Below are 14,483 nucleotides of genomic sequence, written 5' to 3' on the forward strand. Positions count from 1 at the left end.
TCCTGCGCACCAAGGTCCGGCCGCTGGTCCTCGACCTCCCCACCACCACCCCCGTCGATGAGGTGGTGGAGCGGTTGCGGGTCCTGCACGCGACCTACCGCGACGAGTACGCCGCCTACTACCAGCGCCACGCCACGCCCGACAGTCCGGCGATGCGGGGCGCGGACCCGGCGATCGTGCTGATCCCCGGCGTCGGCATGTTCTCCTACGGCCGCGACAAGCAGACCGCGCGGGTGGCCGGCGAGTTCTACCTCAACGCGATCAACGTGATGCGCGGCGCCGAAGCCGTCTCCACCTACACCCCGATCCCCGAGTCGGAGAAGTTCCGGATCGAGTACTGGGCCCTCGAAGAAGCCAAACTGGCCCGGATGCCGGCACCGAAACCACTCGCCACCCGGGTCGCGTTCGTCACCGGCGCCGGGTCCGGGATCGGGAAGGCCATCGCGCAGCGCCTCGCAGCCGCGGGCGCCTGCGTCATCGTGGCCGACCTCAACGGTGACACCGCCGCCGAGGTGGCGGCCGGGATCGGGGGCAGCGATGTGGCGGTGCCGGTCACCGTGGACGTCACCAGCGAGGAACAGATCACCGCCGCGTTCCAGGACGCGGTGCTGGCGTTCGGTGGGGTCGACCTCGTGGTCAACAACGCCGGCCTGTCCATCTCCAAACCCCTCCTCGACACCACCGCCGCGGATTGGGACCTGCAGCACGACGTGATGGCCCGCGGCTCCTTCCTCGTCTCGCGTGAGGCGGCCCGCATCATGACCACCCAGGGCATGGGTGGGGACATCGTGTACATCGCGTCCAAGAACGGTGTCTACGCCGGGCCGAACAACATCGCCTACGGCGCCACCAAAGCCGACCAAGCCCACCAGGTCCGCCTCCTCGCCGCCGAGTTGGGTGAGCACGGCATCCGCGTCAACGGCATCAACCCCGACGGCGTCGTCCACGGCTCCGGCATCTTCGCCACCGGCTGGGGCGCCCAACGCGCCGCCGTCTACGGTGTGCCGGAAGACCAGTTGGGTGCGTTCTACGCCCAACGCACCCTCCTCAAACGCGAAGTCCTCCCCGAACACGTCGCCAACGCCGTCCACGCCCTCACCGCCGGCGACCTCTCCCACACCACCGGCCTGCACATCCCCGTCGACGCCGGCGTCGCGGCAGCGTTCCTGCGATGACCACCGTCGCCGCCGTCGACCTGGGAGCGTCCAGCGGCCGGGTCATGCTGGCGCGGGTGAGCGCGCAGCGGCTGGACCTCACCGAGGTGCACCGCTTCGGCAACGTCCCGGTGCGGCTGCCCAGCGGGCTGCACTGGGACGTGCTGCGGCTGTACCGCGACGTGCTGGACGGGCTCGGGCAGGCGGCCCGGGCGACGACCGGCGGCGAGGTGCTGAGCAGCGTCGGCATCGACTCGTGGGCGGTCGACTACGGCCTGCTGGACGGGTCCGGCGCGCTGCTCGGCAACCCGTTTCACTACCGCGACGGTCGGACATCCGGCGCCGCCGCGGAGGTGCACGCCGAGTTGGGCGAGCGCGAGCTGTACGACGTCACCGGGCTGCAGTTCCTGCCGTTCAACACGATCTTCCAGCTGGCCGTCGACCCCGCCGCGGCGACGGCCGCGCACGCGCTGCTCGTCCCCGACCTGCTGACGTACTGGCTGACCGGCGTGCGCGGCACCGAGGTGACCAACGCGTCGACGACCGGGCTGCTGGACGTCCGGTCCGGTGCGTGGGCGGCGCCGCTGTTCGACGCGCTCGGGCTGCGGCGCGACCTGTTCCCGCCGCTGCGCCGGCCCGGCGACGTCGTCGGGCCGCTGCTGCCGGAGGTGCTCGACGACACCGGGCTGGACCCGTCCGCCGTCGTCACCGCCGTCGGATCGCACGACACCGCGTCCGCCGTCGTCGGGGTCCCGGCCGCGGACGAACGGTTCGCCTACATCTCCTGCGGCACGTGGTCGCTGGTCGGCGTCGAGTTGGACGCGCCGGTGCTGACCGAGGCCGGCCGCGCCGCCAATTTCACCAACGAGGGCGGCGTCGACGGCACTGTTCGCTACCTGCGCAACGTCATGGGGCTGTGGCTGCTCAGCGAGTCGATCGCGACGTGGAACCGCGCCGGGCCACCCGCCGACCTGCCGGCGCTACTCGCGGCCGCCGCCGACGTGCCCTCCGGCGGCCCGGTCTTCGACCCCGACGGCCCGGTCTTCCTGCCCCCGGGTGACCAGCCCGCCCGCATCGCCGACGTGCTGCGCGCGGCCGGGTCGCGGATACCGGAGACCCGTCCGGAGCTGGTCCGCTGCATCCTCGACAGCCTCGCCGCCGCCTACGCCCGCACCGTCCACCAGGCCGCCGAGCTGTCCGGCCGCGCCGTCGACGTCGTCCACCTGGTCGGCGGCGGCGCCCGCAACGAGCTGCTGTGCCGGCTGACGGCCGACGCCTGCGGCCTGCCGGTGCTGGCCGGCCCGGTCGAGGCGACGGCGCTGGGCAACGTGCTGGTGCAGGCCCGCGCCCACGACGCCGTCGACGGTGACCGGTGGGCGCTGCGCGATCTGCTGCGAGCCACCCAGGCGGTGCGCAGCTACGAGCCGGCCGCCGGTTAGGATTCGGCGGGTGATCCGGCCCAGCACCGCCACCGACCTCGCCCGTCTCGTCGCCGAAGAGCAGGCCGGCAGCCGGCTGCCCTCCGTCGCCGCCGGCATCGTGCGCGACGGCGAGCTCGTCTGGTCCGCCGCGCGCGGCAGCATCGACGGGCGCGAAGGCGGCCGCGACGCCGATGAGCACACCCAGTACCGCATGGGCTCGATCACCAAGACGTTCGTCGCGGTGGCCGTCATGCGGCTGCGCGACGAGGGCCGGCTCGACCTCACCGACCCGCTCGACAAGCACCTCCCGGACACCACGATCGGCGACGTCACCATCGCCCAGCTGCTGTCGCACGGCGCCGGCGTGCAGGCCGAGACCGACGGGCCGTGGTGGGAGCGGACCGCGGGCGGGCCATGGCGGTCGCTGTCGAGCCAGCTGGGCCGGCGGCACCCGGCCGGGGAGCGGTTCCACTACACCAACGTCGGGTTCGGCGTGCTCGGCGAGCTGGTCGGCCGGCTGCACGGGCGGTCGTGGTCGAAGGTGATCGCCGAGGAGCTGCTCGAGCCGCTCGGCATGGACCGCACGACGTCGCGGCCGGTGGCGCCGCACGCGCACGGCCTCGCCGTCCACCCGTTCGCCGATGTCGTCCTGGCCGAGCCCGAGCACGACGGCGGCGCGATGGCGCCGGCCGGGCAGCTGTGGACGACGGTGCGCGACCTCGCCCGGTGGGCCGCGTTCCTCGGCGGCCGCACCGACGGCCTGCTGTCGGCCGGCACGCTGGCGGAGATGTGCCGCCCGCTGGTCGTGGTCGACGTGCCCGGCGCGCCGTGGACGGACGCGCACGGCCTCGGCGTCCAGCTCTGGAACGACGACGGGCGCCGGTTCACCGGCCACGGCGGCTCGATGCCCGGCTTCCTCGCCGAGGTGCGGGTCGACGTCGAGACCGGCGACGGCGTCGTCGTGCTCACCAACACCACGACCGGCCTGTCCCGCGACTTCGGGTCCGGGCTGCTCGACACGTTCGCCGCGGCCGAGCCGCGCACACCGCCGGTCTGGCGCGTCGGCGCGGTGCCGCCGGAGCTGTTCGAGCTGGTCGGCCACTGGTACTGGGGCCCGAGGACGTTCGAGCTGCGGGCCACCGACGACGGCTGGCTGCGGCTCGGTCCGGCCAACGGCGGCGGCCGGACGTCACGCTTCCGCCCCGACGGCGACGGCGGCTGGGTCGGCCTCGACGGCTACTACGCCGGCGAGCCGCTGCGCGTCGTCCGGCACCCCGACGGGTCCGTCCGGCACCTCGACCTCGCCTCGTTCGTGTTCACCCGCACGCCGTACGACCCCAGCGCCGACGTCCCCGGCGGCGTCGACACCGCCGGCTGGCACTGACCGCGTCGTCGCTGGTTGGATCGAGCCCGTGGCGGGAACGGTGACCCACGTGACCTGCGGGTCCAATCGATTCATCGCTGCGACGCGTATATGAGGATGTGAGGGTGTCGGACGAGGCCCTGCTCGCCGGGATGGCCGCCGGCGACGCGGATGCGATGGCCGCGTTCGTCCGACGCCACCAAGGCCGCGTCTACGGCCTGGCGTTGTCGGTCGTGGGCGTGCCCGCGGTCGCGGAGGAGGTGGCACAGGAGGCGTTCGTCCGGGCGTGGCGGCACGCCGGCAACTACGACGCCCGCCGGGCGCAGGCGTCGACGTGGCTGCTGACCATCACCCGCAACGTCGCCATCGACGTCCTGCGGGTGCGCCGGGACGTGGTGGTCGAACCGGCCGTGGTGGCGGAGATGCTGATCTCCACCACCAACGACAGCGACCGGGTCGCCGACAGCGACCGCATCACCACCGCACTGCGGGCGCTGCCCCGCGAGCAGGCCACGGCCGTCCTGCTGTCCGTACATTTCGGCCTGACCGCGCGGGAGATCGGCGAGCACCAGCAGATCCCGCTCGGCACGGCCAAGACACGCATCCGGACCGGGCTGGCCCGGCTGCGCGCGATGCTCGAGGTGAGTCATGGTTGATCCGACGAGGTGCGGCGAGGTCGCCGACGCCCTGGCCGAGGTGGCCACCGGCGCCGCCAGCGGCCCGGACCGCGCGCGCGTGCTCGCGCACCTGGCCGACTGCCCCGACTGCCGCCGCGAGCTGGAGGAACTGACCCGGGTCGCCGACGAAGTGCTGCTGGTCGCGCCGGAACACGACCCGCCGGCCGGGTTCGAGGGCGCCGTCCTGGCCCGTATCGCGGCGCTGACGGCGGACGAGCCGGAGGCGCCCCGCGCGGCCGAGCACCCGTCTGAGCCGGACGAACCGGCCGACCTCCCACCTGCGGCCGAGCCGCCCGACGCCGTCGTGACCCCGCTGCGGCCGAACCGCTGGCGGCGGGTGCTGCCGTACGCCGCCGCGGCGGTGATCGCCGGGCTGGGCGGCGCGGGCGTCGTCTGGCAGGCGACGTCCGACGACCGCGACCTCGCCGCCGGGTACCGCGAGACCCTCGACGTGGCGAACGGCCGCTACTTCCACGCGGCGCCACTCCTCGACGACGCCGGCACGCAGGTCGGGCACGTGTTCCTCTACCAGGGCGAGCCGTCGTGGGTGTTCACCGTGCTCGGCGACACCGCGGCGCCCGGCACGTACGAGGTGTCGGTCGTCACCGAGGACGGCGCCCAGACGATCGCCGACTACGAGGTCGGCTCGGCCGGCGGCGGGGCCGGCGGCACCGTCGACACGAACATCTACGAGATCGAGCGGGTCGACCTCATCGGCTCCGACGGCGTCACGTACACGGCCGAGCTCTCGTCCTAGAACAACGGGAGGTACGCCGACAGGTCGGCGCGCTGGCCGCTGGCGAGAACGGCGCCCGCGGCGAGTTCGTCGGCCCAGGTGACGCGCCCGCCGGCCAGCCGGAGCCAGAGGGCCGGCGTGAGGTCGACGGTGTTCGGCGGCGTGCCGCGGGTGTGCCGCGGCCCCTCGATGCACTGAACGGCGGCGAACGGCGCGACCCGCACCTCGACGCTGCGGCCCGGCGCGCGGTCGGCCAGGACATCGAGGAGGGTGCGGACGGCGAGCCGGGTGGTGTCGCGGGGGATGGCGGGCGGGGCCGCGCCGGGTGCGGAGCGGGCGAGGTCGTCGGCGTGGACGGCGATCTCGATGACGCGGGTCAGCAGGTAGTCGCCCTGCCGGACCGGGATCCGCCGCGTCGTCAGCACGACGTCGTCGAGCCCGCGCGCCTCGACGGTGGCCGCCGCCGCGGCGAACCGCTCGTCGACGGCGGCGAGGACGCGGCCCTTGTCGTGCCCGGCCGCGCGCGCGATGGCCAGCGTCAGCTCGGACAGGCCGGCGGCCGCCGCCGCGTACGTCGTCAGGTACTCGCTCAGGCTGTGCGCCGCCACCCCGCGCGGGGCCGCCGCCGTCGCCGTCACGGAGTCGGCCACCAGCGCGAGGTGCGCCGCGAGGTCGGCGACGGTCCAGCCGGGCAGCACGCTCGGCCCGGTCCAGTGCTCCGGCGGCAGCTCGCCCAGCCAGCCGCGCAGCGCGTCGTGACCGCTCCGGTAGGCCGCCCACGCCGTCTCCGGGTCCATCCGTTTCACCACCCCGGCAGGCTACCCGTCGGGTCCGTCAGGGACGTGCGGCACGTGCCGGCCGCGGGTGTGTGAGCCCAACGAAGCGGATGGCGGCATCGGCCGCCGCTGGGTGACTGACGTCGACCATGATCATCAACCTTTTGGGCTGCTCTGACAGCCAAAAAATGTGGATGATCATGGCCGGCCGTTCGACACGTCTGGTATCAACCTGCTGGCCGAGTCCGGCCAGGGTGCGTCAGCGTGATCCCCAGTTCCACGCCGGCCGGTCGAATCGGTCCTGCCCGTCGATGAACGTCTCTCCGGTGTCCTTGACCAGCTCGACCCTGGTCGCGGCCGCGCCCAGGTGGTCGACCAGCAGCGGCGAGTGGGTGATGACGACGAGCTGGGTGCTCCCGCGCGCTTCGACGATCAGCTCGGCCAGCGCCGGCAGCAGTTGCGGGTGCAGGCTGGCCTCCGGCTCGTCCAGCACCATGAGCGCCGGCGGACGGGGCGCCAGCAGGGCCGCGGCCCACAGCAGGAAGCGCAGGGTGCCGTCGGACAGCTCGGCGCCGGCCAGTGGCCGCAGCAGGCCGTGCTGCCGGAACGCAAGGTCCAGCCGATCGCCGAGCTGAGCGATCTCCAGCCGCGACCCGGGGAACGCGCGGTCGACGGCGGCGTCGAGCGCCTCGACCGCGCCGACCTCGCGGATGGTCTGCAGCGCGGCGGCGAGGTCGGCGCCGTCGTCGGACAGGACCGGCGTGCGGGTGCCGACGCGGGTCTGCCGGGCCGGCGCGTCGGCGTCGGTGCGGAAGTGGTCGTAGAAGCGCCAGCTGCGCACCTGCTCGCGGACGGTCAGCAGCTCGGGCGCCCGGATCGGGTCGGCGACCTCGCTGAGCATGCTCTCGAAGGTGCGCAGCCCTTGGGCCAGGTGCTCCCAGTCGCCGCCGGCGCGCACCCGCACCAGCTCGTTGCGGCGGTCGGCCAGCCAGGTGCCCGGCCGCAGCACCGGCCCGCTCCAGATCGCCTCGCGCTTGATCTCCGGATCGAGCTGGAAGAACGACGGCGCCGGCCCGCCGCCCGGCCGGGGCAGGCCGAGGTCGATGAGGTACCCGAAGTCGTCGCCGGCGAAGCCCATGCGGACGTTGACCGGACCCGTCCGGCGGGTGCCCTGGACCGGCCGCTCCCCCGACCGCATCTCCCGGCTGATCTTCTCCGGGCCGGCCCAGGTGACCGACGGCATGCCGCCCTCCCGCGCCAGCGACGCGATGACGTCGCCCCGGGCGCAGTCGGCGAGCAGCCGCAGCGCCCGGTACAGGCTCGACTTGCCCGTGCCGTTGGCGCCGATGACGACGTCGAGGCCGGTCAGCGGCAAGACGACGTCGCGGAGCGACCGGTAGTTCGCGATGGCGACGGTCCGCAGCATCCGCTGCGCCTACCCGTCCTCGCGCCAGGGGTCGGCGACGAGCTCGGAGATGACGTGCGTGTCGATCAGCTGACTCACCGGCTGCTCTCTCGCATCGCCTCGTCGCGCGACGGGAGCTCGAGCTCGCCGCCTAGCTCACGCAGCGGGGAAGTGGCGAAGAAGTCCGCCAGTGAACCGCGATGGGGGTTGCGCCGCTCCCACTGCTCGACGGAGACGACGACCGCGACGGCACGGCCGCGACGGCTGATGGTCTGCGGGCCGTCGCGCTCGACGGCGGCCAGCAAGTCGCCGAGCCGCGCCTTCGCCTCGACGACGCTCCAGGTGCGTCCCGGCGTCATGCCATCACCTCAGCGACCACACTAGACACGCAGGTCACACAGCGCCACTCGTCGGCACCCGCAGGGCGTCGAGCAGGGCGAGCAGTGCGGCGACGGTGTCGTCGAGGTCGCGCGGGTCGTCGGAGCGGGCCAGCCAGAGGGCCGCCTCGTTCATCGCGCCGGACAGCAGGTGCGTCAGCGGCCCGACCGGCTGCGGCGCGATGACGCCGTCGTCGATGACGGCCTCCAGGGCCTCGCGCAGGTGCCGCCCGGACGACGCGTCGTCGAGCGCGCGCCACTCGTCCCAGCCCAGCACCGCCGGCCCGTCGATGAGCAGGATGCGCTGCACCTCGGGGTCGGCACTGGCCCGCAGGAACGCCTCGCAGCCGGCGGTGAGCTGCCGCCACGAGCCGGTCTCGGCCTCCGCCGCGGTGACGACGCGGTCGGCGACCTGCGCCTGGACCTGCTCGACGACGGCGCGGAACAGCGCGGACTTGCCGGAGAAGTGGTGGTAGAGCGCGCCCTTGGTGAGGCCGAGCGCGTCGACGAGAGCGGCCAGGCTCACCGCGGCGTAGCCGTCGCGGGCGAACTGCCGCCGGGCCTCGGTGAGCAGCGCGTGCACCGTGGCCTGCCGCTGCTCGGACTTGGTCGGGGACACCGCACCTCCAGTTGACATACCAGCGGTATGCATCCTACCGTGTCAGACACATACCAACGGTAGGTATCTGAGGAGGAGACATGACCATCACCGGCTTCTACCCGGTCCTCTGCAGCACCGACGTCGCCGCCACGCGCGACTTCTTCGTCAAGCACCTCGGCTTCACGCTCGTCTTCGACTCGGGCTGGTACGTGAGCCTGCGCCACCCCGCCGCCGCGCACATCGAGCTGGCGTTCGTCGACCACCGGCATCCGACCATCCCCGACGGCTTCCGCCGGGCGGCCCGCGGCCTGCTGCTCAACGTCGAGGTCCCGGACGTCGACGACTGGTACGCGCGCCTGGTGGAGGCCGGGCTGCCGATCCGGCTGGAGCTGCGCGACGAGCCGTTCGGCCAGCGCCACTTCATCGCCGAGGCGCCCGACGGCGTGCTGGTCGACGTCATCACGGAGATCGAACCGACCGCGGAGTACGCCAGCCAGTACGTGTCTTGACAGAATGGTCGGGAATCGCCGACCATTCTGGAATGGCCGACCAGTCCGCCACTCCCGACTATGAACTCGCCGACGAGCTCGAGCTCAACGACCCCGCGCAGTACCGGGCACTGTTCGACGAGACCCGGATGAAGATCGCCAACCTGTTGCTGGAACGGGCCGCGACGACAACCGAGCTGGCCGCCGCGCTGGACAAGCCGAAGGGCACGGTCGGCCACCACCTGAAGGTCCTGGAGTACGCGGGCCTGGTGCACGTGGTCCGCACCAAACTGGTGCGCGCCATCGAGGCCCGCTACTACGGCCGCACCGCCCGCGTGTTCCTGTACCACGACTGGGACCGCGCCTCGTTCGAGGGCATCGGGCTGGAGCCCAAAGGGGTGCTCACGGAGACCGTCGCGGAGATCTCCCAGCTCCCCGCGGAGCTGCAGGACCTCCCCATGACGACGAACGCCCGGTACGCCCGGATCCCGGTGGAGCGGGCGGAGGAGTGGCGGCAACGGCTGTTCGAGCTGCTGAACGAGTTCGCCCGCCAGCCACGCGGCGGCGAGGTGACGTACGGTCTGCTCGTCGGGATCTTCCCGACGCAGCGCGGGCACCTGCCAGACCCCGAGGACGGTGCCGCGTGACCACGGTCGACACACCCACGAAGGCCGGGCTGGGCCGCAACTACTGGAAGCTGTGGAGCGCGTCGGTCGTCTCGAACTTCGGCGACGGGCTCTCGGCGGTCGCGATCCCGTGGCTGGCCACCGCCGTCACCCGCGACCCACTGCAGATCGCGCTCGTCACGCTGGCCACCCGGCTGCCGTGGCTGCTGTTCTCGCTGCCGGCCGGCGTCATCACCGACCGCCTCGACCGCCGCAAGGTGGTCGCCGCCATGGACGTGCTGCGGTTCGCCGTCATGGGTGCGTTCGCGATCGTGGTACTGGCCTGGCAGGCCGACCTGCCGACGCCGGACCAGATCGCCGACGGCACGGCCGCACCGCCCGGCAACGCCACCCTGCTGCTCGTCCTGCTGTACCTCATGGCGTTCCTGCTCGGCACCGCCGAGGTGCTGCGCGACAACACCGCCCAGACGCTGCTGCCGTCCATCGTCGCGAAGGATCGCCTGGAGAAGGCGAACGGCCGCATGTGGGGCGCCGAGGTCGTGGTCAACAACTTCGTCGGGCCGCCGCTGGCCGGCCTGCTGCTGGGCCTGGCGTTCGCGCTGCCGTTCTTCATCAACGCCGGCACGTTCGCCATCGCGGCCGGGCTGGTGTTCATGCTGGCCGGGCAGTTCGCCCCGAAGGGCAAGGTCACCAGCGGCCGCATCAACTGGAAGGCCGAGATCGGCGAGGGGGTGCGCTGGCTGTGGAACCACCACCTGCTGCGCTCGCTGGCGTTCCTGCTCGGCGCGGCCAACGGCCTGAGCGCCGCCGCGATGGCCATCTACGTGCTCGTCGCTCAGGAGATCCTCGGCCTGGACGCCACCGGGTTCGGCCTCCTGCTGTCCGGGACGGCGCTCGGCGCGGTGCTCGGTTCGCTGGTCGCACACCGCATCAGCGCCCGCATCGGCCCGGGCACCTCGCTGTTCGTGTCGCTGATCGTGCTGGGCGGCTGCCTCGGCGCCATCGGGCTGCTGTCGTCGCCGTTCGCCGTCTACCCGGTGTTCGTGGTCGAGGGCTTCTTCATCGTGCTGTGGAACGTCATCACGGTGTCGATGCGGCAGAGCATCATCCCCGACCACCTGCTCGGCCGGGTCAACTCGGTGTACCGGTTCTTCGGCTGGGGCGCCATCTCGCTCGGGACGCTGCTCGGCGGCGTGCTGGTGACCGCCGGCGACACCTGGCTGAGCCGCGAGTGGTCACTGCGGCTGCCGTTCCTGGTCGCCGCGGCCGCGCACGTCGTGATGGTGCTCTACGCGCTGCCGCGGCTCACCAACGCCCGCATCGCCGCGGCGAAGGCTCAGGCGTCGAACGCCGAGGACAGCGTCGACTCGTGAGCCGTGCGCAGGTCGTCGACCGGCACGCTGAACTGCCCCTGCAGGTCGAGCACGCCGCCGTCGTCGACCACGCCGATGCGCTGGTGCGCAAACCGCCGCGCCGAGCACATGTCGGTGAACCGGACCTCCTCCGACCGCGGCACCGCGACGATCGCCCGGGCCTGCGACTCGGAGAACAGGAACACGAACGGGTCGAGGCCGTCGGGCACCCACACCCGCGCGCCGACGCCGTGCCGCAGCACCGACTCGACCAGCGCGACCGCCAGCCCGCCGTCGGAGAGGTCGTGCGCGGCGTCGATCAGCCCGTCGCGGGAGGCGTTGACGAGGATCTCGGCCAGCTCGCGCTCGGCGGCGAGGTCGACCGACGGCGGCCGCCCGCCCAGGTGCCCGTGCTCGGCCCACGCCCACTCGGAGCCGCCGAACTCGTCGCGGGTCTCGCCGAGCAGGTAGATCACCTGGCCCGGCTCGCGGAAGCCCTGCGGGGTGCGCCGGGCGACGTCGTCGAGGACGCCCAGCACCCCGACGATCGCCGTCGGCAGGATGGCGGCGTCGCCGGTCTGGTTGTACAGCGACACGTTGCCGCCGGTGACCGGGGTGCCGAGCGCCTGGCAGCCGTCGGCCAGGCCGCGGATGGCCTCGGCGAACTGCCACATGACGGCGGGGTCCTCGGGCGAGCCGAAGTTGAGGCCGTCGGTGACGGCGAGCGGCGTGGCGCCGGTGGTGGCGACGTTGCGGTACGCCTCGGCCAGCGCCAGCTGCGCGCCGGTGTACGGGTCGAGCTTGGCGTAGCGGCCGTTGCCGTCGGTGGCGATGGCCACGCCCAGCCCGGTCGACTCGTCGATGCGCAGCACGCCCGCGTCCTCGGGCTGGGCGAGGACGGTGTTGCCGAGCACGTAGCGGTCGTACTGGTCGGTGATCCATGCCTTCGACGCGAGGTTCGGCGACGCCAGCAGCCGCAGCAGGGTGCCGCGCAGCTCGTCGCCGGTGCCCGGCCGCGGCAGCTCGCCCGGGCCATCCGCCTGTAGCGAGTCCTGCCAGTCCGGCCGCGCGTACGGCCGCTCATAGACCGGGCCGTCGTGCGCGACGGTGCGGGGGTCGACGTCGGCGATGGTCTCGCCGTGCCAGTCGATGATCAGCCGGCCGGTGCCGGTGACCTCGCCGATGACGGCGGTCTCGACGTCCCACCTCGTGGTGATGGCGAGGAACGCGTCGAGATTCTCGGGCGTGACGATGCCCATCATGCGTTCCTGCGACTCCGACATCATGATCTCGCCGGGGGTCAGGCTGGGGTCGCGCAGCAGCACCTTCTCCAGCTGCACATACATGCCGCCGTCGCCGTTGCTGGCCAGCTCGGACGTCGCGCAGGAGATGCCGGCCGCGCCGAGGTCCTGGATGGCCTCGACGACCTGCGCCTCGAACAGCTCGAGGCAGCACTCGATGAGCACCTTCTCCATGAACGGGTCGCCGACCTGGACGGCCGGGCGCTTCGACGGTTTGCTGTCGTCGAACGACTCCGACGCGAGGATCGATGCGCCGCCGATGCCGTCGCCGCCGGTACGGGCCCCGAACAGCACCACCTTGTTGCCGACGCCGGTGGCGTTGGCGAGGTGGATGTCCTCGTGCTTCATGACGCCGACGCACAGCGCGTTGACCAGTGGGTTCGCCGCGTAGGACGGGTCGAAGACCACCTCGCCGCCGATGTTGGGCAGGCCCAGGCAGTTGCCGTAGCCGCCAACTCCGGCCACCACGCCCGGCAGCACCCGGTGGGTGTCGTCGGCGTCGAGCGGGCCGAACCGCAGCGAGTCCATGACGGCGACCGGCCGGGCGCCCATGGCGAGGATGTCGCGGACGATGCCGCCGACGCCCGTCGCCGCGCCCTGGTACGGCTCGACGTAGGACGGGTGGTTGTGCGACTCGATCTTGAAGGTGACCGCGTAGCCGTGGCCGATGTCGACGACGCCGGCGTTCTGGCCGATGCCGACCAGCAGCGCGTCGCTCTGCGGCGCCTTCTCGCCGAACTGGCGCAGGTGCACCTTGGAGCTCTTGTACGAGCAGTGCTCGGACCACATGACGCTGTACATGGCCAGCTCGGCGTTGGTGGGCCGGCGGCCGAGGATGTCGCGGATGCGCTGGTACTCGTCCTGCTTGAGCCCCAGCTCGCCCCAGGGCTGCGGCTGGTCCGGGGTCTTCGCGGCCAGCTCGACGGTGTCGATCACGAACGGACCAGTCCTTCCAGAACGGACGTGAAGAAGCCGAGGCCGTCGGTGGTCGGCCCGGTGAGCGCCTCGACCGCGTGCTCGGGGTGCGGCATCAGCCCGACGACGTTGCCGCGGGCGTTGGTGACGCCGGCGATGTCGCGGTAGGAGCCGTTGGGGTTGTCGCCGGCGTAGCGGACGACGACCCGGCCCTCGCCCTCGAGCTCGTCGAGCGTGCGCTCGTCGGCGACATAGCCGCCCTCGCCGTTCTTCAGCGGGATGACGATCTCCTGGCCGGCCGCGTAGCCGGACGTCCACGCCGTGGCCGTGCTCTCGACCCGCAGCGGCTGGTCGCGGCAGACGAACTTGCGGTGGTCGTTGCGGATCAGCGCGCCCGGCAGCAGGTGCGACTCGCACAGCACCTGGAAACCGTTGCAGATGCCCAGCACCGGCAGTCCGCCGCGTGCGGCGTCGACCAGCGGCTCCATGACCGGGGCGAACCGCGCGATGGCGCCGCAGCGCAGGTAGTCGCCATAGGAGAAGCCGCCCGGCAGCACCACGGCGTCGACGCCGTGGAGGTCGGCGTCGCCGTGCCAGAGCGAGACCGCCTCACCACCGGCGACCCGGACCGCCCGGGCGGCGTCGCGGTCGTCGAGGGAGCCGGGGAACGTGACGACGCCGACGCGCATCAGACGCCGGCCTCCACGTGGACGGTGAAGTCCTCGATGACGGGGTTCGCGAGCAGCGTCGCGGCGGCGCGCTCGATCTCGGCGATGGCCTCGGGCGTCGCCTCACCGTCGAGCTCGATCTCGAACCGCTTGCCCTGGCGGACGGAGGCGATCCCGTCGAAGCCGAGCCGGCCGAACGCACCCTGCACGGCTTTGCCCTGCGGGTCGAGAATCTCGGACTTGAGCATGACGTCGACAACGACGCGGGCCACGGGCACGCTCCTCGCGCGGCGGAGAACTGGGGGCGCCTCCAGGATACCCAGTCGGCCCGCGGAAGGGTGTGGCTCCCGGGTCTCGGCCGCAGCGAGCGCCGTCCAGCTGGATGCCGCGCAAGGTGTGAGGAAGGACGACTGACGAGAACGATCAGGTGACGGAAGCGCCCGGCATTCGCGCGTTGCGTCACCTGATCATCTCCACGATGCGGACACAAAACGATCAGGTGACGAAGACGCGGCCAATCTGAGCGATACGTCACCTGATCATCGGCAGCAGCAGCGCCGCCCGGACGCCGCGCACCGACACACCTCGGGCCGGGACGGCTCGGCGGCGGTTCGGTCCGCACC

15 protein-coding genes are annotated in these 14,483 nt (G+C 72.7%); 8 read left to right on the top strand and 7 right to left on the bottom strand.

Going from position 1 to position 14,483, the window contains the following annotated elements:
* The 5 genes from rhaD to ACW62_RS13220 all read left to right on the top strand — a co-directional run.
* A partial coding sequence (gene rhaD, locus ACW62_RS13200) for a bifunctional rhamnulose-1-phosphate aldolase/short-chain dehydrogenase (RefSeq protein WP_157574730.1) occupies positions 1–1,175 on the top strand: 1,175 nt, incomplete at its 5' end.
* Positions 1,172–2,593 (top strand): rhamnulokinase, encoded by a 1,422-nt coding sequence (locus ACW62_RS13205; RefSeq protein WP_053204555.1) that lies wholly within the window; start codon positions 1,172–1,174, stop codon positions 2,591–2,593. The genes rhaD and ACW62_RS13205, both read left to right, overlap by 4 nt.
* Before the next feature lie 13 nt (positions 2,594–2,606).
* Positions 2,607–3,959: a serine hydrolase domain-containing protein gene (locus tag ACW62_RS13210; RefSeq protein ID WP_420843573.1), complete on the top strand. Its 1,353-nt coding sequence runs from the start codon at positions 2,607–2,609 to the stop codon at positions 3,957–3,959.
* Positions 3,960–4,063: 104 nt separating this feature from the next.
* On the top strand, positions 4,064–4,594 hold the full coding sequence (locus tag ACW62_RS13215) for an RNA polymerase sigma factor (RefSeq protein ID WP_205629318.1): 531 nt from the start codon (positions 4,064–4,066) through the stop codon (positions 4,592–4,594).
* Positions 4,587–5,372, top strand: a complete 786-nt coding sequence (locus ACW62_RS13220; protein WP_053204557.1) for a zf-HC2 domain-containing protein — start codon at positions 4,587–4,589, stop codon at positions 5,370–5,372. The genes ACW62_RS13215 and ACW62_RS13220 overlap by 8 nt, the downstream gene beginning before the upstream one ends.
* Here the strand turns inward: ACW62_RS13220 and ACW62_RS13225 are convergent.
* From ACW62_RS13225 to ACW62_RS13240, 4 genes are all read right to left on the bottom strand, one after another.
* A complete protein-coding gene (locus ACW62_RS13225; protein ID WP_157574722.1) occupies positions 5,369–6,160 on the bottom strand; it encodes a sterol carrier family protein in 792 nt (263 codons plus the stop codon). The genes ACW62_RS13220 and ACW62_RS13225 overlap by 4 nt on opposite strands.
* Positions 6,161–6,386: 226 nt before the next feature.
* Complete coding sequence (locus tag ACW62_RS13230) at positions 6,387–7,553, bottom strand: AAA family ATPase (RefSeq protein WP_053204559.1); 1,167 nt, start codon at positions 7,551–7,553, stop codon at positions 6,387–6,389.
* Positions 7,554–7,627: 74 nt separating this feature from the next.
* The gene (locus ACW62_RS13235; protein WP_053204560.1) at positions 7,628–7,891 is read right to left on the bottom strand and encodes a type II toxin-antitoxin system Phd/YefM family antitoxin; all 264 of its coding nucleotides are present in this window, start codon (positions 7,889–7,891) and stop codon (positions 7,628–7,630) included.
* A gap of 34 nt (positions 7,892–7,925) precedes the next feature.
* Positions 7,926–8,546, bottom strand: coding sequence for a TetR/AcrR family transcriptional regulator (locus tag ACW62_RS13240; protein WP_053204561.1), 621 nt, complete (start codon positions 8,544–8,546; stop codon positions 7,926–7,928).
* A 62-nt stretch (positions 8,547–8,608) separates the two neighbouring features.
* Between ACW62_RS13240 and ACW62_RS13245 the strand changes: the two genes are divergently transcribed.
* From ACW62_RS13245 to ACW62_RS13255, 3 genes are read left to right on the top strand one after another with little or no spacing between them, the layout of a single operon-like run.
* Complete coding sequence (locus tag ACW62_RS13245) at positions 8,609–9,019, top strand: VOC family protein (protein ID WP_053204562.1); 411 nt, start codon at positions 8,609–8,611, stop codon at positions 9,017–9,019.
* A 32-nt stretch (positions 9,020–9,051) separates the two neighbouring features.
* A complete protein-coding gene (locus ACW62_RS13250; protein ID WP_053204563.1) occupies positions 9,052–9,645 on the top strand; it encodes an ArsR family transcriptional regulator in 594 nt (197 codons plus the stop codon).
* Positions 9,642–10,997, top strand: coding sequence for an MFS transporter (locus ACW62_RS13255; RefSeq protein WP_053204564.1), 1,356 nt, complete (start codon positions 9,642–9,644; stop codon positions 10,995–10,997). The genes ACW62_RS13250 and ACW62_RS13255 overlap by 4 nt, the downstream gene beginning before the upstream one ends.
* Here the strand turns inward: ACW62_RS13255 and purL are convergent.
* The 3 genes from purL to purS are packed head-to-tail and all read right to left on the bottom strand — an operon-like array spanning position 10,961 to position 14,132.
* Positions 10,961–13,213 (bottom strand): phosphoribosylformylglycinamidine synthase subunit PurL, encoded by a 2,253-nt coding sequence (gene purL, locus ACW62_RS13260; protein WP_053204565.1) that lies wholly within the window; start codon positions 13,211–13,213, stop codon positions 10,961–10,963. The two genes, ACW62_RS13255 and purL, sit on opposite strands and share 37 nt — an antisense overlap.
* Positions 13,210–13,881 carry a phosphoribosylformylglycinamidine synthase subunit PurQ gene (purQ, locus tag ACW62_RS13265; RefSeq protein WP_053204566.1) on the bottom strand — a complete coding sequence of 224 codons (672 nt, stop codon included), beginning with the start codon at positions 13,879–13,881 and terminating at the stop codon, positions 13,210–13,212. The genes purL and purQ overlap by 4 nt, the downstream gene beginning before the upstream one ends.
* Positions 13,881–14,132 carry a phosphoribosylformylglycinamidine synthase subunit PurS gene (purS, locus tag ACW62_RS13270; protein WP_053204567.1) on the bottom strand — a complete coding sequence of 84 codons (252 nt, stop codon included), beginning with the start codon at positions 14,130–14,132 and terminating at the stop codon, positions 13,881–13,883. The genes purQ and purS overlap by 1 nt, the downstream gene beginning before the upstream one ends.
* Positions 14,133–14,483: the final 351 nt, after the last annotated feature.

The organism is Jiangella muralis (assembly GCF_001270745.1).
GTDB classification, from domain to species: domain Bacteria; phylum Actinomycetota; class Actinomycetes; order Jiangellales; family Jiangellaceae; genus Jiangella; species Jiangella muralis.